19 protein-coding genes are annotated in these 17,929 nt (G+C 61.1%); 11 read left to right on the top strand and 8 right to left on the bottom strand.

Features of this window, described 5'->3' with window-relative positions:
• Positions 1-142: 142 nt before the first annotated feature.
• A complete protein-coding gene (locus AB8B33_RS08585; protein WP_439015028.1) occupies positions 143-922 on the top strand; it encodes a rhomboid family intramembrane serine protease in 780 nt (259 codons plus the stop codon).
• Between the two features lie 99 nt (positions 923-1,021).
• Positions 1,022-1,456: a CBS domain-containing protein gene (locus AB8B33_RS08580; protein ID WP_439015026.1), complete on the top strand. Its 435-nt coding sequence runs from the start codon at positions 1,022-1,024 to the stop codon at positions 1,454-1,456.
• A 68-nt stretch (positions 1,457-1,524) separates the two neighbouring features.
• Here AB8B33_RS08580 and AB8B33_RS08575 read toward each other — a convergent pair whose 3' ends face one another.
• The 3 genes from AB8B33_RS08575 to folE all read right to left on the bottom strand — a co-directional run bounded on the left by AB8B33_RS08575 (position 1,525) and on the right by folE (position 3,703).
• A complete protein-coding gene (locus tag AB8B33_RS08575; RefSeq protein ID WP_310388127.1) occupies positions 1,525-2,493 on the bottom strand; it encodes a patatin-like phospholipase family protein in 969 nt (322 codons plus the stop codon).
• 117 nt (positions 2,494-2,610) lie between these two features.
• Positions 2,611-3,063, bottom strand: coding sequence for a phosphoribosyl-AMP cyclohydrolase (gene hisI, locus AB8B33_RS08570; protein WP_439015024.1), 453 nt, complete (start codon positions 3,061-3,063; stop codon positions 2,611-2,613).
• A 25-nt stretch (positions 3,064-3,088) separates the two neighbouring features.
• Positions 3,089-3,703, bottom strand: a complete 615-nt coding sequence (folE, locus tag AB8B33_RS08565) for a GTP cyclohydrolase I FolE (RefSeq protein ID WP_037102484.1) — start codon at positions 3,701-3,703, stop codon at positions 3,089-3,091.
• A 307-nt stretch (positions 3,704-4,010) separates the two neighbouring features.
• On the opposite strand from folE, the gene AB8B33_RS08560 reads away from it, so the two are divergent.
• The 5 genes from AB8B33_RS08560 to AB8B33_RS08540 all read left to right on the top strand — a co-directional run bounded on the left by AB8B33_RS08560 (position 4,011) and on the right by AB8B33_RS08540 (position 8,488).
• Positions 4,011-4,457 (top strand): iron-sulfur cluster assembly scaffold protein, encoded by a 447-nt coding sequence (locus AB8B33_RS08560; RefSeq protein ID WP_037102481.1) that lies wholly within the window; start codon positions 4,011-4,013, stop codon positions 4,455-4,457.
• Positions 4,458-4,460: 3 nt separating this feature from the next.
• A complete protein-coding gene (yidD, locus tag AB8B33_RS08555; RefSeq protein WP_310388121.1) occupies positions 4,461-4,865 on the top strand; it encodes a membrane protein insertion efficiency factor YidD in 405 nt (134 codons plus the stop codon).
• Position 4,866: 1 nt separating this feature from the next.
• Positions 4,867-5,394, top strand: coding sequence for a DUF1697 domain-containing protein (locus tag AB8B33_RS08550; protein ID WP_439015021.1), 528 nt, complete (start codon positions 4,867-4,869; stop codon positions 5,392-5,394).
• Between the two features lie 122 nt (positions 5,395-5,516).
• Positions 5,517-7,523 carry a threonine--tRNA ligase gene (thrS, locus tag AB8B33_RS08545; RefSeq protein WP_439015019.1) on the top strand — a complete coding sequence of 669 codons (2,007 nt, stop codon included), beginning with the start codon at positions 5,517-5,519 and terminating at the stop codon, positions 7,521-7,523.
• A 125-nt stretch (positions 7,524-7,648) separates the two neighbouring features.
• The gene (locus AB8B33_RS08540; protein ID WP_439015017.1) at positions 7,649-8,488 is read left to right on the top strand and encodes a lysophospholipid acyltransferase family protein; all 840 of its coding nucleotides are present in this window, start codon (positions 7,649-7,651) and stop codon (positions 8,486-8,488) included.
• 27 nt (positions 8,489-8,515) lie between these two features.
• On the opposite strand, the gene AB8B33_RS08535 is transcribed toward AB8B33_RS08540, so the two are convergent.
• On the bottom strand, positions 8,516-9,622 hold the full coding sequence (locus AB8B33_RS08535; RefSeq protein ID WP_439015015.1) for a hypothetical protein: 1,107 nt from the start codon (positions 9,620-9,622) through the stop codon (positions 8,516-8,518).
• A gap of 113 nt (positions 9,623-9,735) precedes the next feature.
• On the opposite strand from AB8B33_RS08535, the gene AB8B33_RS08530 reads away from it, so the two are divergent.
• The 3 genes from AB8B33_RS08530 (at position 9,736) to AB8B33_RS08520 (ending at position 12,175) form a co-directional block, all read left to right on the top strand.
• Entirely contained in the window at positions 9,736-10,320 is a 585-nt protein-coding gene (locus AB8B33_RS08530) for a nitroreductase family protein (protein WP_439015013.1), read from the top strand.
• Positions 10,320-10,922: a flavin reductase family protein gene (locus tag AB8B33_RS08525; RefSeq protein WP_439015011.1), complete on the top strand. Its 603-nt coding sequence runs from the start codon at positions 10,320-10,322 to the stop codon at positions 10,920-10,922. The genes AB8B33_RS08530 and AB8B33_RS08525 overlap by 1 nt, the downstream gene beginning before the upstream one ends.
• A gap of 122 nt (positions 10,923-11,044) precedes the next feature.
• Positions 11,045-12,175 carry a DUF2336 domain-containing protein gene (locus AB8B33_RS08520; RefSeq protein ID WP_439015010.1) on the top strand — a complete coding sequence of 377 codons (1,131 nt, stop codon included), beginning with the start codon at positions 11,045-11,047 and terminating at the stop codon, positions 12,173-12,175.
• On the opposite strand, the gene AB8B33_RS08515 is transcribed toward AB8B33_RS08520, so the two are convergent.
• Complete coding sequence (locus AB8B33_RS08515) at positions 12,172-12,579, bottom strand: hypothetical protein (protein ID WP_310388107.1); 408 nt, start codon at positions 12,577-12,579, stop codon at positions 12,172-12,174. The two genes, AB8B33_RS08520 and AB8B33_RS08515, sit on opposite strands and share 4 nt — an antisense overlap.
• A 130-nt stretch (positions 12,580-12,709) precedes the next feature.
• Between AB8B33_RS08515 and AB8B33_RS08510 the strand changes: the two genes are divergently transcribed.
• Positions 12,710-13,168 carry a GNAT family N-acetyltransferase gene (locus tag AB8B33_RS08510; protein ID WP_439015007.1) on the top strand — a complete coding sequence of 153 codons (459 nt, stop codon included), beginning with the start codon at positions 12,710-12,712 and terminating at the stop codon, positions 13,166-13,168.
• A 12-nt stretch (positions 13,169-13,180) separates the two neighbouring features.
• On the opposite strand, the gene AB8B33_RS08505 is transcribed toward AB8B33_RS08510, so the two are convergent.
• The 3 genes from AB8B33_RS08505 to parE all read right to left on the bottom strand — a co-directional run bounded on the left by AB8B33_RS08505 (position 13,181) and on the right by parE (position 17,820).
• Positions 13,181-14,365 carry an AI-2E family transporter gene (locus AB8B33_RS08505; RefSeq protein ID WP_113323448.1) on the bottom strand — a complete coding sequence of 395 codons (1,185 nt, stop codon included), beginning with the start codon at positions 14,363-14,365 and terminating at the stop codon, positions 13,181-13,183.
• A 105-nt stretch (positions 14,366-14,470) separates the two neighbouring features.
• Positions 14,471-15,607, bottom strand: coding sequence for an esterase-like activity of phytase family protein (locus AB8B33_RS08500; RefSeq protein ID WP_439015005.1), 1,137 nt, complete (start codon positions 15,605-15,607; stop codon positions 14,471-14,473).
• A gap of 143 nt (positions 15,608-15,750) precedes the next feature.
• Positions 15,751-17,820 (bottom strand): DNA topoisomerase IV subunit B, encoded by a 2,070-nt coding sequence (gene parE, locus AB8B33_RS08495; RefSeq protein WP_113323450.1) that lies wholly within the window; start codon positions 17,818-17,820, stop codon positions 15,751-15,753.
• Between the last annotated feature and the right edge of the window lie 109 nt (positions 17,821-17,929).

The following is a 17,929-nucleotide window of genomic DNA, read 5'->3' as shown; positions in this document are numbered from 1 at the left end:
GAACAGTGAAGTTCTGCACAAGACTGCCAGGGGGAGGGGCATCCTTCGGGGAACCCAGGCGAGCCGTCCGGCCAGTTCCGGACGGCTTTTTTTTTGAAGCTGGCTCCTGTATGGCTGTGACCTCCAACGAGGCGAGATGAGCATGAACGAACAGACGTCCGGGCCTGACCAGGCATTCCAGCCTATGCAGCCCGAACCGCCGGCCAGGCCGCCACGCCAGCCGGTTTTCAATCTTCCGCCCGCGCTGTTTGCGACGCTCCTGCTTCTGATCCTGATCTACGCCGGGCAGTCGGTACTGTCTCCCGACGGGCTTTCCTGGTTCCTGTTCAACTTCGGCTTCATTCCGCTGCGCTATGCCGTTTCGCTTGCAGAGCAGGGGCCGCAGCTCTACTGGACGCCGGTCACCTATTCGCTGCTGCACGGAAGCATCGAGCATATCGTCTTCAACGGCCTGTGGCTGATGGCCTTCGGCGCGCCCGTCGTGCGCCGCATCGGCGCGTTCCGCTTCATCGTCTTCTGGATTCTTTCCTCTGTCGCCTCGGCGGCCCTGCATGCGGCCCTGAACTGGGGCAGCGAAGGGCTGCTGATCGGTGCATCGGGTGTGGTCTCGGGCCTCATGGGCGCGGCCTGCCGCTTTGCCTTCCCCTCCGGGCGGCAGATGGTCCGCCCCGCGCACCTCAATCCGCGACTGTCGGTGCTGCAGGCGATGCAGAGCCGCACGGTGATCATCTTCACGCTGTTGTGGCTGGTCGGCAACGCGCTGATCGCCGTCGGCATCCCGCTCGTCGGCGACGGCAGCCAGGAGATTGCCTGGGATGCGCATATCGGCGGTTTCGTCTTCGGCTTCTTCCTTTTCGCTCTCTTCGACCGGAAACTGCCTGAAGAACCCGTGCCCCATCCTGACGACGAGTTGCAATCCTGACCCAAGCAGTGCACCATTGATCAATCCGCGATGGGAGGAGAAACCACCGCGGAGCCTGTGTTCCCGACAAGTGTTTCACTTTCGCCATGGGAGGTACAAATGGCCAGTTCCGTCAAGGCAATACTCGATCTGAAGGGTCGTGACGTCGTCACCACCGGGCCGAACACCACGGTTGCGGAGGCGGCTTCGATTCTGAGCAAGAAGAAGATCGGCGCGATCGTCGTCGTCGGCATGGAAAACAAGATTTCCGGCATGTTCACCGAGCGCGATCTCGTGCATGTCATCGCCAAGTCCGGCAAGGACGGGCTAGATCAGACGCTTTCTTCCGTCATGACCTCGAAGGTCCTCCGCTGCAACGAGCAGACCTCGGTCAACGAGCTTATGCAGCTGATGACCAGCAAGCGTTTCCGCCACGTTCCCGTGGAAGCCAACGGCAAGCTTGCCGGCATCATTTCGATCGGTGACGTCGTGAAGTCGCGCATCGCCGAGGTCGAGCGAGAAGCCGATGAGATCAAGGCTTATATTGCAAGCTGAGTGACTCTTTATTCTACGCAATTCCGAACGCAAAACCGCGACGCACTTTTGCTGGAATTGCTTGGGCGTCAGGGGTGCCTGGCGTAGAGTTCCTGCATACGCTGCAGCTCGGGCAGCCTTGCCCGGGCTTCCTCATAGCCACGTTCGATGGCTTCCCCCGCACGATGGAATTCCGACAGGCCGATGTCCGACAGGCGCGGCTGCAGCGAGATATCGGGCGGATCGCCGGCAAGGCGCGCTCGCGCGATACGATCCTGAATGATGTTGAAGGCCTGCACCATGACGCCGGTCATGCCCATCCTGGCGGCATAGGGCGCATCCCTCTGCTGCTGCACTTCGGCAGGCGAGAGGCTGGCATTGTGGCGAACGACGGCGGAACGGCCGTAGAGATCATAGTTGAGGTTGACGGCGACGACGAGCGGCTGCTCGTAGCTTCGGCAGACTGAAACCGGCACGGGATTGACAAGCGCGCCGTCGACCAATGTGCGGTTATTGCTGCGAACCGGCTCGAAAATGCCGGGCAGAGCGTAGGATGCTCGGATCGCCGTGATCAGCGAACCATTGGCGATCCAGACTTCGTGCCCGGTGTTGACCTCGGCCGCGACGGCAACAAAGGGCCGGTCGAGATCCTCGATCGTCAGTCCTTCCAGATGTTCCTGCATGCGTTTGGTCAGCCGCATGCCACCGAAAAGGCCGGAGCCGCCGATCGTCAGGTCGAGCAGGCTTGCGATGCGGCGCATGGTGAGCGAACGAGCGAAACCTTCCAGCTCGTCCAGCTTGCCGGCCAGATAGCAGCCACCAACAAGCGCGCCGATCGAGGTGCCAGCGATCATGCCGATCTCGATGCGGGCCTCATCGAGCGCACGCAGCACGCCGATATGCGCCCAGCCTCGAGCGGCGCCGCCGCCAAGCGCCAGGGCAAGCTTTGCTTTCTTTTCGGGAACGGCGAGCACGGGAGAAACGGGCGTATCATCACGCACCGCCAAGCCGGAACCGCCCCCATCGGAGCTTTGACGATTCATACTCCAGCCCAACATGGCGTTCCTTCCTCCCGGCAGAACACTGGGTTCCTATTAACCGCCCCGAACCCTTTCCAAATTGTATATAGAGACGACCGGCGTCGCAATAAGGAGCAGGTGGCTGGGATATTTGGCCTATTTTCCGTAGATGTCCTTGGGATCGAAATGCAGGTCGTCATCGACGATGGTCAGCATGGGCTTTCCATTTTCCAGGGTGACGGTGCGGTAGAAGCACGAGCGGCGGCCCGTGTGACAGGTCGCGTCATGGCCGGCGACCTCGACCTTCAGCCAGATGGCGTCCTGATCGCAGTCGGTGCGGATCTCCTTGACGGTCTGGAGATTGCCCGAGGTCTCGCCCTTCTTCCAGAGCTTGCCGCGCGAGCGGCTGAAATAGTGGGCGAAGCCGGTCTGGATGGTCAGCGCCAGGGCCTGCGCATTCATATGGGCGACCATCAGCAGTTCGCCATCACCGGCATCGGTGACAATGGCCGCGATCAGACCGCGATCATCGAAGCGTGGCGTGAAATCGCCAGCATCCTCCAGCTCGGATTTGTCGTCCGACGGCCGATTGAAAATCAGTTCACTCATCGCGGCCCTCCTGAGGGAGCTGATCTCAGCGGCCCCTTACCATTGTCATGAATCGGACCTGATCGGCCGGTTCAGTCTTGAACGTTCCAGTAAAGGTTGTCGTCAATGTGGTCGAGCCCTGCTTCTGAACGCCGCGCATGGCCATGCACATATGTTCGGCCTCGATCATGACGGCGACACCGCGCGGGCGCAGCGTCTCATCAATGGCCTTGGCGATCTGCGAGGTCATCGTTTCCTGCGTCTGCAGGCGGCGGCCGTAGATTTCGACGACGCGGGCGATCTTGGACAGGCCGAGAACGCGTCCGTCCGGCATATAGGCGACATGCGCCTTGCCGATGATCGGCACCATGTGATGTTCGCAGTGAGAGAAGAAGGGAATGTCCTTCACCAGCACCATGTCGTCATAACCGGCAACCTCCTCGAAGGTCCGGCCGAGCACGTCTTCCGGGCTCATCTCGTAGCCGGCGAAGAGCTCGCGATAAGACTTGGCGACGCGGGCAGGCGTATCCAGCAGGCCCTCACGCGACGGATCGTCGCCAGCCCAGCGCAGCAGGACACGAACGGCGTCCTCTGCCTCCTGCTGGGAGGGGCGATCGGATTCACGGGCGGTCTGCGGAAAATTCTTGACGATGGCGTCCATATTCAATGGTCTCCTGGTCCGCAACGCGGACCTTATTCGGACTAGCCACTGGTACCCCAAGCGGGAATTCTTGCACCTTTGGCAGGCTCCGGGGCTTTCCAGGCTCGCTTTCTCGAACCCTTCCGGCACGGTTTCCCAATCAAACTTATCCGGGGCCATTGCATTTCAATGGCCCTCGAACGACATACATATAGGAAGACGACCCTGGTATGTAAGTATGCTGTCGTTTGACTGTGTGTTTTTTGTTTACATGACAATCACATAAGAATTAGCGTCGCTTTTAGGCGTTTTTGGAGCCAAATCCGTCATGGATGACATCTATAACAGCAAAATCCTCGAATTTGCCGGCAATATTCCTCTGACCGGCACGCTTGACGATGCGGATGCGAGCGCCCAGGCGCATTCCAGGCTCTGCGGCTCGAAAGTGCGCATCTGGCTGAAAATGGATGGCGATAGGATCAGCGCCTTTTCGCATGACGTGAGGGCCTGCGCCCTCGGCCAGGCCTCCTCCTCGATCATGGCCCGCCATGTTGTCGGCGCGACATCAGGCGAAGTGCGCAAGGCGCGCGAGGATATGCTCGCCATGCTGAAAGCGGATGGCGAGGGGCCAGATGGACGGTTCGCCGACATGCGCTATCTCCTTCCCGTGCGTGATTACAAGGCGCGTCATGCCTCCACCATGCTGACCTTCGACGCCGTCGTCGATGCCATCGGCCAGATAGAGGCAAAGCGCGCTGAAACCGTCGAGGCGTAAGCTATGTGCGAATTCTGTCTGCTGCGCGAAGAAGAGGAAGACGAGGGCGGTGCCGCCGCGCCGAAGCCTCGCGCCCGACCGCTGCAGAGATTTTCGCGCAACTACCAAGGCCCGTTCCGCAAGACGCCTGACCGGCTTTTCGGCATGGGGCTCATCCGCCTCTATCAGCTGACGCTCTCCGGCTTCGTCGGCAATTCCTGCCGGCATATCCCGACCTGCTCCGAATATGGCTATGAGGCCGTCGCCCGCCATGGGCTCTGGGCCGGCGGCTGGATGACGCTCTTCCGCGTCGGCCGGTGCGGTCCGGGCGGCACAAGTGGGCTCGATCCGGTACCTGACAACCTCGAATCCCGTTTCCGCTGGTTTACGCCGTGGCGCTATTTCGGGCTCGGGCGGAAGGAGGCATAAGGTGTGTACCTTCATCGCACTTCTGCACAGCATCGTCCTGACCTCCGAGCGGCGCGTGATCATGGAAGATCTGCGAAAGCTTGCCGAAGAGTTGGGCTATCGTGAACCGCGCACGCTGGTCTCCACCGGCAACCTCGTGTTCGAGGCAGATGAAATGCGGCCGCACGAAGTCGAAGAGCAGTTGGAGGAGGCTTTTGAAGAAAAATTCGGCAAGCATGTCGATATCATCGTGCGCAGCGACTGCACCTGGATGGCGCTCTGCAGCGCCAATCCCTTCAAGGACGGCGTTGGCGACCAGGTGATCGTGCGCGTCAACCGGCTGCCGATCGACCCGGACAAGGTGGAAGCGCTGAAGCCGCTCCTTGCCGAAGGGCAGCGGATGAAGCTTGTCGGTTGCGATCTCTGGATCGATTTCCACGGCAAGCCGAGCCAATCGAAGCTGCTATCGGCGCTCACGACCAAGCGCATGGGCGTGGGGACGATGCGCAACTGGAACACAGTGCGCGGCCTTTTCGATATGGTCCTCTAGGCTCGCTTCTCCTTTACTCAGACACCAAATATCAGTATCAGGCGGCAGCGGCATTCCCGGTGGATGACGCTTCCGTTTCAACCACCCGCATTCGTTGGCGGGACTGGACAAGGAGAATTTGAATGTCCCAATCCGTTTCCCTGACATTTCCCGATGGTTCGGTACGCAGCTTCCCGGCTGGCGCGACCGGCAAGGATGTTGCCGAATCCATTTCCAAGTCGCTTGCCAAGAGCGCCGTCGCCATTGCGATCGACGGCACCGTGCGCGACCTTTCCGATGCCGTGACCGACGGCAAGATCGAGATCATCACACGCAAGGATGGCCGCGCGCTGGAGCTCATCCGGCATGACGCCGCACACGTGATGGCTGAAGCCGTACAGGAACTATGGCCCGGCACGCAGGTGACGATCGGCCCTGTGATCGAGAACGGCTTCTATTACGACTTCGCCAAGAACGAACCCTTCACGCCCGACGATCTGCCCAAGATCGAAAAGAAGATGAAGGAAATCATCGCCCGCAACGCGCCCTTCACCAAGGAAGTGTGGTCGCGGGAGAAGGCCAAGGAAGTTTTTGCCGCCAAGGGCGAACAGTACAAGGTCGAGCTCGTCGATGCGATTCCCGAAGGGCAGGATCTGAAGATCTATCACCAGGGCGAGTGGTTCGACCTTTGCCGCGGCCCGCACATGGCCTCCACCGGCCAGATCGGCACCGCCTTCAAGCTGATGAAGGTTGCCGGCGCCTATTGGCGCGGCGACAGCAACAACGCCATGCTGTCGCGCATCTACGGCACGGCATGGGCCGACCAGGCCGATCTCGATAACTACCTGCATATGCTGGCCGAAGCCGAGAAGCGCGACCACCGCAAGCTCGGCCGCGAAATGGACTTGTTCCATTTCCAGGAAGAAGGTCCGGGCGTCGTCTTCTGGCATGGCAAGGGCTGGCGCATCTTCCAGTCGCTCGTCTCCTACATGCGTCGTCGGCTCGCCGTCGACTATCAAGAGGTCAACGCGCCGCAGGTGCTCGACACCGCACTCTGGGAAACCTCGGGTCACTGGGGCTGGTATCAGGAAAACATGTTCGCCGTGAAATCGGCCCATGCCATGACGCATCCCGAAGACAAGGAAGCGGATAACCGCGTCTTTGCGCTAAAGCCGATGAACTGCCCCGGCCACGTGCAGATCTTCAAGCATGGCCTGAAATCCTATCGCGAACTGCCGATCCGTCTCGCCGAATTCGGCCTTGTGCATCGCTACGAGCCCTCCGGCGCACTGCACGGGCTGATGCGCGTGCGCGGCTTCACGCAGGACGACGCGCACATCTTCTGCACCGACGAGCAGATGGCAGCCGAATGCCTGAAGATCAACGACCTGATCCTCTCGGTTTATGAAGACTTCGGCTTCAAGGAAATCGTCGTGAAGCTCTCCACCCGTCCGGACAAGCGCGTCGGCACCGATGCGCTCTGGGATCGGGCGGAAGCCGTCATGACCGATGTGCTGAAGACGATCGAGGCGCAGTCCGAGGGACGCATCAAGACCGGCATCCTGCCGGGCGAGGGCGCTTTCTACGGGCCGAAGTTCGAATATACGCTGAAGGACGCGATCGGCCGCGAATGGCAGTGCGGCACGACGCAGGTCGACTTCAACCTGCCGGAACGCTTCGGCGCCTTCTACATCGACAGCAATTCGGAAAAGACGCAGCCCGTGATGATCCATCGCGCCATCTGCGGCTCGATGGAGCGCTTCCTCGGCATCCTGATCGAGAACTTCGCCGGCCATCTGCCGCTGTGGGTTTCGCCGCTGCAGGTCGTCGTCGCCACGATCACCTCGGAAGCTGACGGCTACGGCCAGGAAGTGGCCGAGGCGCTGCGCGAAGCCGGACTGCATGTCGAGACCGACTTCCGTAACGAGAAGATCAATTACAAGATCCGCGAACATTCCGTTACGAAAGTTCCCGTCATCATCGTCTGCGGCAAGAAGGAAGCCGAGGAGCGCACGGTCAATATCCGCCGCCTCGGCAGCCAGGAGCAGACATCGATGTCGCTGGATTCGGCTGTCGAAAGCCTTGCCCTGGAGGCGACTGCGCCCGATATCCGTCGTAAGCTCGAGGCAAAGAAGGCCAAGGCAGCCTGAAAATTGCCTTTTGGATAATGGCAGCGCCCGGCATTGATCTGCTCGGCGCTGTCAGAAATCTGACATGCAACAGTAATATAGCCGCCAAAAAACAGGGGACGGGTTTCATCCCGGCAGGCATTCGAGTGCGCTTCAAAGAGCTTTCCTACGCGAACGAACGGGATCCGCGCCTGAAGCGCTGGCTCATCCGCTCCATCGAGGGCCTTTCCGGCCGTGACCGCTATGTACGGCTCTACGACATCTGGCGCTCCGACATTGTCGGCAAAAGCGACCGCGTCTTCGGCAAGATGCTCGACCTCATCGATGTCGAGATCAATGTGAAGGGCAGCTGGCCGCTCGAGCCGGTGCCGGACGAGCCGATCGTCATCGTCGCCAACCATCCCTTCGGCATCGGCGATGGCATTGCAGTGCTGGCGCTAGCCGAGCAGATTGGTCGTCCATTCCGGGTACTGATCCACAATGATCTCCTGAAGGTGCCGGAAATGGCGCCTTATTCGCTGCCGATCTCCTTCGAGGAGACCAAGGAAGCGATGGCGATGAACATGAAGAGCCGGCACGAGGCAGTTCGCCTGCTGAAGGAAGGCACGACGATCGTGATTTTTCCGGCTGGTGGCGTGGCCACCGCCAAGAAGGGCTTCGGCCGCGCCGAAGACCTGCCGTGGAAGATGTTCCCGGCCAAGCTCATCCAGGCGACCCGCGCCAGCGTGCTGCCGATCTATTTCGAGGGCCAGAACGGCCGGCTCTTCCATCTCGCCAGCAGGGTTTCGATGACGCTGCGCCTGTCGCTGCTCATCCGCGAATTCCGCCGTCTTTCAGGCAGCACGATCACCGCGCATGTGGGTAGGGTACTGTCCTGGGAAGAACTCAGCAGCGGCAGCGACCGCAAGGATCTGCTCGCCCGTCTCTTTGACGCAGTCTTCTCGATGGCGCCGAAGAAGAAGGCCTTCCTCAAGCGCGCAAGCTGAGCATTTCCGGAGATTTCGGACGCGGCGTCAGTCGAGGCTGGCGCCGTCGCCGCTTTGCAGATCTTCATAGGACGGCAAGGGCGGCTGCGGCGGGATCTCGCCGCCCGGCTGGGGCACACCCTTCGGCCCGGCCGCGGCCTGTCCTGGCGGCACGGCTGTGGCGGCCGGAGCAATCGGCTGCTGGGCCTGCTGGTTCTTCATCAGCACTTCGACATCGGTATTGACGCCGGCAGCGACGGTGAAGTCACGCTGATAGATCTTGTCCTTGTTGCGGGCGACCGCCGTGTATTCACCTTCCGCCAGGACCATGGCCGGAAAGGCGCTCACACTTTCGCCGACGCTGTCGCCGGCTGCCGTCAGGATCGACCAGGCGGTATCGGCGATCGCTTCGCCACCGGTTTCCGAGACCAGCTTGAAATTGATCTGTGCCGCCCTGTGCTGGATCGTCGCTTCGGTGAGCTTGCCGGCCTCCACCTGGATGTCGGCACGGATGGTCGCGTTGACATTGCCGTATTCGGAGACGACGTGATAGGTGCCGGCGTTGAGGCGCACGACCGTATTCGGTGGCACATCGGCCATGACAAGGCCGCGCTCGCCGTCGTCGCGGACTTCCGCGGAATAGATCGAGAAGCTCAGCTGGTTGGGCCGAATGCGGACATCGGAGCCGGAGACGGCGTTGAGCAGCAGCCCGCCGGCATCGAGAACCATCACCTGCTTGTCGACTGCGCCTTCATCCGACACCGTCAGCTTCTTGGTGACGCCGGCGCGGCCGAAGGAAACGTTGACGAAATAATCGCCGGCAGCGAGCTGGAAGGCTGCGGTGCCACCGCGGGAGCTTGCGATGAGCGGCAGCTTGCCATCATTTCCAGCGACGGGACTGAATACATACCAGGAAAGCCCGTCTTCGACAGGCGCGCCATCGGCCGTGAGCTTGGCTTCCAGCGAGACGTCACGCAGATGCACGCCCTCCTGCGTCGTGCCTGGCGCGATGAACGCGTTGAGCTTCGGCATTTTCGGCGTCGATTCGAGCTGCTTGAACTCCTTGAAGGCGTCCTGGGCGGCGGCGCCAAACGGCGTCAGCAACATCAGGGCAACAGCAAGGCCGATCCGTGCAAAAGGCAAAATGCCAAACATCCTGTTCGTGAACCGATTGACTTCTGAAATCGCAGAGTCCACTTCAAGACCAATGCCATGGCAAATTCAAGACCTGTGGCCAGCCTCTGCATACAAATGAGAGTTTCTCCCGCATGAAATCCGACATCAAGCTGATCGATTATCTCGCCGTGCGCCGCTCCATCCCTGCGTTCCAGATGTGCGAACCGGGACCGGCAAGGGACGAGATCGAGGAAATCCTGCGCCTTGCATCGCGCGTTCCCGATCACGGCAAGCTCGCCCCCTGGCGCTTCATCGTCTATCGCGGCGAAGAGCGCGTGCGGCTGGGCGAAGAACTGCTGAAGCTGGCGCTCGAAGCAAAACCCGATCTCTTAGAGGAAATGATCCTGGTGGAACGCGCACGCTTTACCCGTGCGCCTGTCGTCGTCGGCATCGTCAGCAAGGCCGGTCCGCATTTCAAGATCCCGGAATGGGAACAGATCATGTCGGCGGGCGCGTTGTGCCTCAACGTCATCCTGGCTGCCAATGCGCATGGTTATGTCGCCAACTGGCTGACAGAATGGTTCGCCTTCGACGAGCGCGCCTATCCGCTGCTCGGCGTCCAGCCGGGCGAAAAGGTTGCCGGTTTCATCCACATCGGCTCCACTACCTTTCCACCCGTCGAGCGTCCACGCCCTGAGCTAACCGAGACGGTCACCTGGCTCGGCGGTGAAGACTGATGTTCTACACAACGGACACCAACCGGCACGGGTTGGCGCATGATCCCTTCAAGGCGATCGTCGCGCCACGGCCGATCGGCTGGATCGGCAGCAAGGGCAGGGACGGGTCGATCAATCTCGCGCCCTATTCCTTCTTCAATGTGGTAGCCGACAAGCCGAAGCTGGTGATGTTCTCATCGAGCGGGCACAAGCATAGCCAGAAAAACGCCAGGGAGACCGGCGTCTTCACCTGCAATTTCGTCAGCCGCAACCTCGCGGAGAAGATGAACCTGACCTCGGCCGCCTTGCCCTACGGCACCAACGAGTTTGAATTCGCCGGGCTGACCCCAAAGCAGGCAGAGCTCATCGATGCGCCCTATGTGACAGAGGCCTTCGCCGCGCTGGAATGCAAGGTGACCGAGATCATTGAGCCGAAGACGCTGTCCGGCGAAGCATCCGAGAATGTCTTCGTTTTCGGAGAGGTCGTCGGCATCCATATCGATGAGGCGATCGTCAGAGATGGCCGGTTCGATGTGGCGCTGGCGCGGCCGATCGCACGCATGGGCTACATGGACTATTGCGAAGGCAGCGAGGTCTTCGAAATGTTCAGGCCGAAGGTCTGACCTCGGCACAAGGCTTGAACAAAGCCTAATAAATATGGTGAACCAATCATAAACTTTTTCCGGCTATCGTCCTTGTATTAAATAAGACGCGAAGGAATCGCGTTCAGTGCTGGGGCGTTGTCGTGATCATTGAAGCATTTCTTCGTTGGGTCGAAACGGCCAAGACGGCTGACAGGGCGGCCGCTGCAAATGCTCTGGGACGCGTCTATCTCAAATCGGAAATGTCGGACGAGCGGCGCGACGCTGCTGAAAAGGCGATGACCTACCTGCTCGACGATCCGTCGCCGCGTGTGCGGCTTGCGCTCGCCGAAGCGATCGCCTGGGCGCCGCATTCGCCGCGCAACATCATTCTCTCGCTTGCCGAAGACCAGCCGGAGATCGCCTGCCATGCGGTGACCTGCTCGCCGGTCCTGACCGATGCCGATCTCGTCGATCTCGCAGCACGCGGCAGCGGTGCAACGCGCATGCTGATTGCGGCACGCGCCCATCTGACCCGCCCCGTTTCGGCGGCACTTGCCGAAGTCGGCGACGAGGACGAAATTCTCTGCCTGCTCGAAAATGACGGCGCGGCGATTTCCGCCCAATCCCTGAAGCGGATTGCCGAACGGCTCGGTGATGTCAGCGACATCAGAAACCTGCTTCTCGACCGCATCGATTTGCCGGCCGATGCCCGCCAGCTTCTGACGCAGCATGTCAGCAATGCGCTGGTCGGCCTGCCGCTGGCGCAGGCGGCAATCGGCCTGCAGAGGCTGCAGCGCATCAGCCGCGAGGCGACGGAAGCGGCGATCGTTTCCATCGCCGGCGATATCGCGCCGATCGAAGTGCCAGATCTCGTCGAACATCTTCGCCTGAACGACCGGCTGACGCCTTCCTTCCTTATGCACGCGCTCTGCTGCGGCAAGGTGGAATTCTTCGCCTGCGCCATCGTCAACCTGTCAGGTTGCAGCGACCGGCGCGTGCGGGCAATCCTTGCCACGGGCCGCATGCATGCCGTGCGCGCGCTCTATGAATCGGCGGGCCTGCCGCGCGATATCAGCATCATTTTCGTGGAAGCGACATTCCTGTGGCGCGAGGCTTCGCGCAACACCTCGGCCTCGCTGCTCGGCAGCATCTGCGGGCGCTTGCTCCAGAAATTCCACAGCCGGGTCGGGCAGCATGACGCGGTCGGCGAGTTGCTCGATATGGTCGAGAAGCTTCATGTGGCCGAGCAGCGCCGGTCGGCCCGTGTTTATGCCTCGCTTGCAGCGGCCTAGTCGGTAAACCGGGCCGCAGCCCAGGAATAGCTTGCAGAGACGAAGTGCAGCGGTTTCGCCAGGCTGTTCTTCACGTCCTGGCCGGAAGGCAAGTTGGCGCGCACGCGCCCGGCAATAGTATCCACAAAACCGCCAAGGCCATCCCGTTGTTCGGCTACCTCGGGCGCTGCTGGCGCAGCGGGCGCCGGATTGGCCGGTTCGGTAGCGGCAAGCGACTTCGGCGCCTCGCAGACGGCAATGACGGTCGGATAGCTGGCATTGGCATAAGTCTTCAGCCGCTGTTCGGCCTCGGCATCGCAGGCGACGACGGTTTCCCAGTGTTTGTCGACCGTGGCGACGTAATTGCACTGGCTGACGGAATCGTCGCAACCGAGGATCGTCATGGCGATGAGGACGGCTTGCATATTTTGCCTCCATGGCTATTGAGCGTGTCATCCCCTTCGAAAGCACAATTCCAACGGAATGAAGGCAGCGATATTAACTCCTTGTCATCAAGGGAAAAATCACGCGTTTCGCCGGAACAGGAGAGAGAAAATGTCCGTCACCATCGCTCTGGAACCGCCGCGCCAGGATGGCGTGATCCGCCTTCTTGATCTCTCCGACGCCTATGCGCAGTCGCTCTATCCGCCCGAGAGCAACCACCTCGTCGATATCTCCACGCTGGAAAAGCCATCCGTGAGCTTCTTCGTGGCGCGTAACGGCGGCGAGATCGTCGGCTGCTGTGCTTTGGTGGAGGCAGGTGACGGGACGGCCGAGATCAAGCGCATGTTCGTCGATCCCGAGGCGAGGGGCCTGAAGATCGCCAGCCGCCTGATGGACCGGCTGGAGGAGATCGGCAGGGAGAAGGGTTTCGACGCAATCCGCCTGGAGACCGGTATCTATCAGCCGGAGGCGATCAGCCTTTACAGGAAATACGGATATCGCGAGATCGAGCCGTTCGGCTCCTATCAGCCGGATCCGCTCAGCCTCTTCATGGAAAAGCGGCTGGCCTAAGCCGGAAAGGCCCTAGCCTTCGGCAGCACGCTGCACCGGCGGCGCCTGCTCGTCGAGGATGATCTGCGGTCCCGCATCGGCGGCGCGGACTTCATGTATCCATTCGCGCCAGATCGCGACCAGCAGCGCCATCAGCACCGGGCCGATGAACAGGCCGAGGAAGCCCATCGTCTTCACGCCGCCGACGAGGCCGAAGAAGGTCGGCAGGAACGGCAGCTTGATCGGTCCGCCAACGAGCTTGGGGCGCAGTGTCTTGTCGACAATGAAGAGTTCGACCGTGCCCCAGACGAACAGACCGATACCGGCGACATGCGAGCCGCTGGCCAGCAGATAGACGGATACCAGGGTGAAGGAGAGCGGCGCTCCGCCCGGGATCAGCGCCATGACGCCGGTCAGCACGCCAAGGGTGACGGGCGAGGGTACGCCGGCAATCCAATAGGCAACGCCGAGCACGATGCCTTCGCCGATGGCAATCAGCGTCATGCCCATGACGGTCGAGCTGATGGTGGCAGGCACGACGCGGGAAATACGCTCCCAGCGGTTCGGCAGGATACGCTCGCCGAGCATGTCAATCTGCTTGGAGAAGGAGAAACCGTCGCGATAGACGAAGAAGAGCGCGATCAGCATGAAGAGCAGCGTCAGGAACAGGTGGAAGGCACCACCGCCGGCCGCCAGAATTGCGCGGTAGATATTGCCGATATTGGCACCGCTGACGGCCTGGATGAGCTCACCCATGGCGCCGGGGCTACCGATATATTTCGTCCAAAGTTCGTCGAGGTAGGAACCGGCCAGAGGCAAGGCGACGATCCATTGGGGCGTTTCCGCCCCGAAGCGGTTGGCGTGGATCGCCCATGCGACCCAGGTGCGCACTTCACCGGTCGTATAGGCAACCGCAAGGCTGATCGGAATGACGAGGAAGGTGACGATGAGGATGATCGCGATCGTCGCGGCGATCGTCGTATTGCCACCGACGCGGGCAACCAGCTTGCGGTAAAGCGGCCAGCTCGCAAAGCCTATGACGAGGGCTGCGAGCACAGGCACCACGAAGCCATAGAAGAAATAGACGCCGGCTGCGGCAACAAGCACGAGCAGCCAGCGGGCAGCCGAAATGGAGGGTATCAGCGGCGTACGTATCGTCGCCGACGGCCCCAGCCATCGCGGCTCCGTATTGGTTTTCTGACGATCAAACACACCCACGCGCGCCTCTTTTTATTGTTGTCCTAGTTTATGGGCTATGAACCGGGCGGTTTCAAGGTCCGCCCGGACAAAGCGTGGTTATCTGGTCCGTAAATCCTTGAGATATTATTGCGGGCGGCGGTTGATCTTGAAGGCGTGGAACTGAGTCTTCTGGCCGGTCGAGAAATTATTGTCCGCGCCGAGGATCAAAACGTCGGTCCCGTCCTTTGCCTTACCGATCGCCATGGCCTCGATATTATCAGGCGTCAGGCCGATGGCGCGCAGATCCAGCACCTGGCTCTTGCGAGCCGGGACGACGCGCTGGTCGTTCTTGGCAAGCGAAGCGATGCCGGAAACGTCGGTCGCGCCGTCGAGATCCATCATGAAGAGCTTGATGTTGTTGCCGAAGCCCTGGGCATAGCTGCGCTCGACGGCGAGGAGGCGATGATCGTCAAGGGCGATCATTTCCGACATGCCGTTGTCGTTGCCGCCGTCGGGCTTGGCGGCAGCCTGTGGGATCGGTGAGACCGGATAGACATATTGAGCCTTCGGCTCGCCGGTTGCGCCGTCATAGCGGATGATGCGTGAGAGACTGCCGGTTGTCAGACTGGGGTTCGGGCCGTCCTGGTAGAGGGCTGCCTCGACGCCGACGAAAACGTCACCGGATGGGGATACGGCAAGATCCTCGAAAGCGAGATTGTCGCGGATGCCGGTCGACTTGTCGGCGGTCGGTGCAAAACCGTCCGGCAGCTTGAACTCGCGCACGAAAGCACCGTCAGGCGAGGTGACGCGGACGAAGGGGGCAATCAGCGCCTTGGCGTCACCCTCGCTGCCCCAGTAGATGCCGTCCTTGCTGAAGCGGATGGATTCCGGATCGACGGTGCGGATAGCGAAAGGCTGGCCGTTCTTGTCCTGAAAGGTAACGTGCTTGACGATGGTGACGCCTTTGAGGCCTTCGGCGCTGACATCGATATCCAGATCGTAGAAGCGGGCCGGGGCCTTTTCGGAGCGGTCGTCGCTGATGGCGACGTAATGGCCGGTCGCAGCATCGAAATCGAGGCCGGAAATGCCGCCGAATTCGACGCCGTTTTCCATCTGGCCGGTCGGGATGACGAATTCACCGAGATAGGAAAGGGAGGTCGCTGCCGCGCAATCGCCGAACGGGCAGGCGGTCTCGACGGTCGCGCCAATATCGGTCGCGTAAACGGAAGCGGCGCTGGACAGAAGAACGAAAGCGGCAGTCGCAAGAAAACGCTTGGTCATGGCAAATATCCGGCAAAGGGTTGAAACAGAACGGCCGGCGCTGCGTGGACCTCGCTGGAGGACAGAGCGCCGGCCGTTCTATTGCGCCGGTAATTTGACGGACTCGTAACGGTTCTTCGTCAGTTCGATGAATTCGCTACAACTTAAATATCCAGATCCTCTGCGAAGGCCGCACGCTCCTGGATGAAGCGGAAACGGGCTTCGGCCTTGGTTCCCATCAGGTCGTCGACAGCGTTACGCGTGCCCTCGAAATCCACCTCGTCGATCAGCACCCGCAGAAGCGTGCGCTTGGACGGATCCATCGTGGTTTCCTTGAGCTGGGCGGGCAGCATTTCGCCGAGACCTTTGAAGCGGCTGATCTCGATCTTGGCCTTGCCCTTGAATTCCGTCTCCATCAGCTCGGCACGATGCTCGTCGTCGCGGGCATAGGCGGATTTTGCCCCTTGCGTGATCTTGTAGAGCGGCGGCACGGCGAGGAAGAGGTGCCCGCCGCGAACGAGCTCCGGCATCTCCTGATAGAAGAAGGTAATCAGCAGCGAGGCGATATGCGCGCCGTCGACGTCGGCATCGGTCATGACGATGATGCGTTCGTAGCGAAGGTCCTCTTCGCGGTATTTCGAGCGCGTGCCGCAGCCGAGCGCCTGGACGAGATCGGATATCTGCTGGTTGGCCGAGAGCTTCTCGCGGCCGGCGCTGGCGACGTTGAGGATCTTGCCGCGTAGCGGCAGGATCGCCTGGTTGGCGCGGTTGCGCGCCTGCTTGGCGGAACCACCTGCCGAGTCACCCTCGACCAGGAAGAGTTCGGCGCCTTCGGCGGTGTTCTGCGAGCAGTCGGCGAGTTTGCCGGGCAGGCGCAGCTTGCGCACTGCTGTCTTGCGGTTGACTTCCTTCTCCTTGCGGCGGCGCAGGCGCTCTTCGGCGCGCTCGATCACCCAGTCGAGAAGCTTCTCGGCCTCGTTCGGATTGTCGGCGAGATAATGGTCGAAGGGGTCGCGCAGCGCATTTTCGACAAGGCGCTGGGCTTCGACGCTCGCGAGACGATCCTTAGTCTGGCCGACGAATTCCGGCTCGCGGATGAAGACCGAGAGCATGCCGACTGCCGAGATCATCACGTCATCGGTGGTGATCTGTGCGGCACGCTTGTTCTGCGTCAGCTCGGCATAGCTCTTCAGGCCCTTGGTCATCGCAATGCGAAGACCGGCCTCATGCGTGCCGCCTTCGGGCGTCGGGATGGTGTTGCAGTAGGAATGGACTTGCGGATCGCCGCCATACCAGGTGATCGCCCATTCCAGTGCACCGTGGCCGGCTACTTTCTCGGTCTTGCCGGCGAAGATCTCGCGGGTGACCGTGAATTCCTTGCCCATCGTTGCCTGCAGGTAATCCTTGAGGCCGCCGGGGAAGTGGAAGACGGCCTTGTCGGGCAGATCCGATCCCTCAGGCAGCACTCCCGGCTCGCAGCTCCAGCGGATCTCGACGCCGCCGAAGAGATAGGCCTTGGAGCGGGCCATGCGGAACACACGCGCCGCATCGAACTTCGCATGATCACCGAAAATCTGCGGGTCGGGATGAAAGCGAACCTTGGTGCCGCGACGGTTGTGCACATCGCCCAGCTCTTCGAGCCCGCCCTGCGGCACCCCGCGCGAGAAGCGCTGGCGATAGAGCTTGCGGTTACGGGCGACCTCGACTTCGAGATGATCCGACAGAGCGTTGACGACAGAGACGCCGACGCCGTGCAGACCGCCCGAGGTCTCATAGGCCTTGCCGTCGAATTTGCCGCCGGCATGCAGCTTGGTCATGATGACTTCGAGCGTCGATTTGCCGGGAACCTGCGGATGGTTCTCTACTGGAATGCCGCGGCCGTTGTCGGTGACCGTCAGATAGCCCTGGGTATCCAGATGGACATCGATGAAATCGGCATGGCCGGCCACCGCTTCGTCCATCGAGTTGTCGATGACTTCGGCGAAGAGGTGGTGCAGCGCCTTTTCGTCGGTGCCGCCGATATACATGCCGGGGCGCATGCGAACCGGTTCCAGGCCTTCCAGAACGCGGATCGAGGATGCACCGTAATCATCGCCGTTCGACGTCGCCGGGGCGGGGCGAGGGGCTGCCGGTGCCGCTGCAGCGGGCCGTTCGGCTGGCGCGGCAGGCTTTGCAGCCTCCTCCTGCTTCTGGGACAGGGGCATTCCGGAAAAGAGGTCGTTGCTGTCTTCCATGGAACCGTTCAGATCTTATTCTCGTGAAGGGCCGCCGCTGGCCCACAATAGTCACAGTCCGCATCGCGTTTGCGAATCAGGGGGATTCTGACAGAAAGCGCCCCGATAC

This window comes from Rhizobium sp. 768_B6_N1_8, assembly GCF_051811225.1.
Classification (GTDB): Bacteria; Pseudomonadota; Alphaproteobacteria; order Rhizobiales; family Rhizobiaceae; genus Rhizobium.
The sequence above is the reverse complement of the archived record's forward strand: the minus strand, read 5'-3'. Positions and strand labels throughout refer to the sequence as shown.

Coding starts and splice junctions, on each gene's coding strand:
- AB8B33_RS08585 (WP_439015028.1), top strand. CDS start 143: ATGAACGAACAGACGTCCGGGCCTGACCAGGCATTCCAGCCTATGCAG.
- AB8B33_RS08580 (WP_439015026.1), top strand. CDS start 1,022: ATGGCCAGTTCCGTCAAGGCAATACTCGATCTGAAGGGTCGTGACGTC.
- AB8B33_RS08575 (WP_310388127.1), bottom strand. CDS start 2,493: ATGTTGGGCTGGAGTATGAATCGTCAAAGCTCCGATGGGGGCGGTTCC.
- hisI (WP_439015024.1), bottom strand. CDS start 3,063: ATGAGTGAACTGATTTTCAATCGGCCGTCGGACGACAAATCCGAGCTG.
- folE (WP_037102484.1), bottom strand. CDS start 3,703: ATGGACGCCATCGTCAAGAATTTTCCGCAGACCGCCCGTGAATCCGAT.
- AB8B33_RS08560 (WP_037102481.1), top strand. CDS start 4,011: ATGGATGACATCTATAACAGCAAAATCCTCGAATTTGCCGGCAATATT.
- yidD (WP_310388121.1), top strand. CDS start 4,461: ATGTGCGAATTCTGTCTGCTGCGCGAAGAAGAGGAAGACGAGGGCGGT.
- thrS (WP_439015019.1), top strand. CDS start 5,517: ATGTCCCAATCCGTTTCCCTGACATTTCCCGATGGTTCGGTACGCAGC.
- AB8B33_RS08535 (WP_439015015.1), bottom strand. CDS start 9,622: ATGTTTGGCATTTTGCCTTTTGCACGGATCGGCCTTGCTGTTGCCCTG.
- AB8B33_RS08530 (WP_439015013.1), top strand. CDS start 9,736: ATGAAATCCGACATCAAGCTGATCGATTATCTCGCCGTGCGCCGCTCC.
- AB8B33_RS08525 (WP_439015011.1), top strand. CDS start 10,320: ATGTTCTACACAACGGACACCAACCGGCACGGGTTGGCGCATGATCCC.
- AB8B33_RS08515 (WP_310388107.1), bottom strand. CDS start 12,579: ATGCAAGCCGTCCTCATCGCCATGACGATCCTCGGTTGCGACGATTCC.
- AB8B33_RS08510 (WP_439015007.1), top strand. CDS start 12,710: ATGTCCGTCACCATCGCTCTGGAACCGCCGCGCCAGGATGGCGTGATC.
- AB8B33_RS08500 (WP_439015005.1), bottom strand. CDS start 15,607: ATGACCAAGCGTTTTCTTGCGACTGCCGCTTTCGTTCTTCTGTCCAGC.
- parE (WP_113323450.1), bottom strand. CDS start 17,820: ATGGAAGACAGCAACGACCTCTTTTCCGGAATGCCCCTGTCCCAGAAG.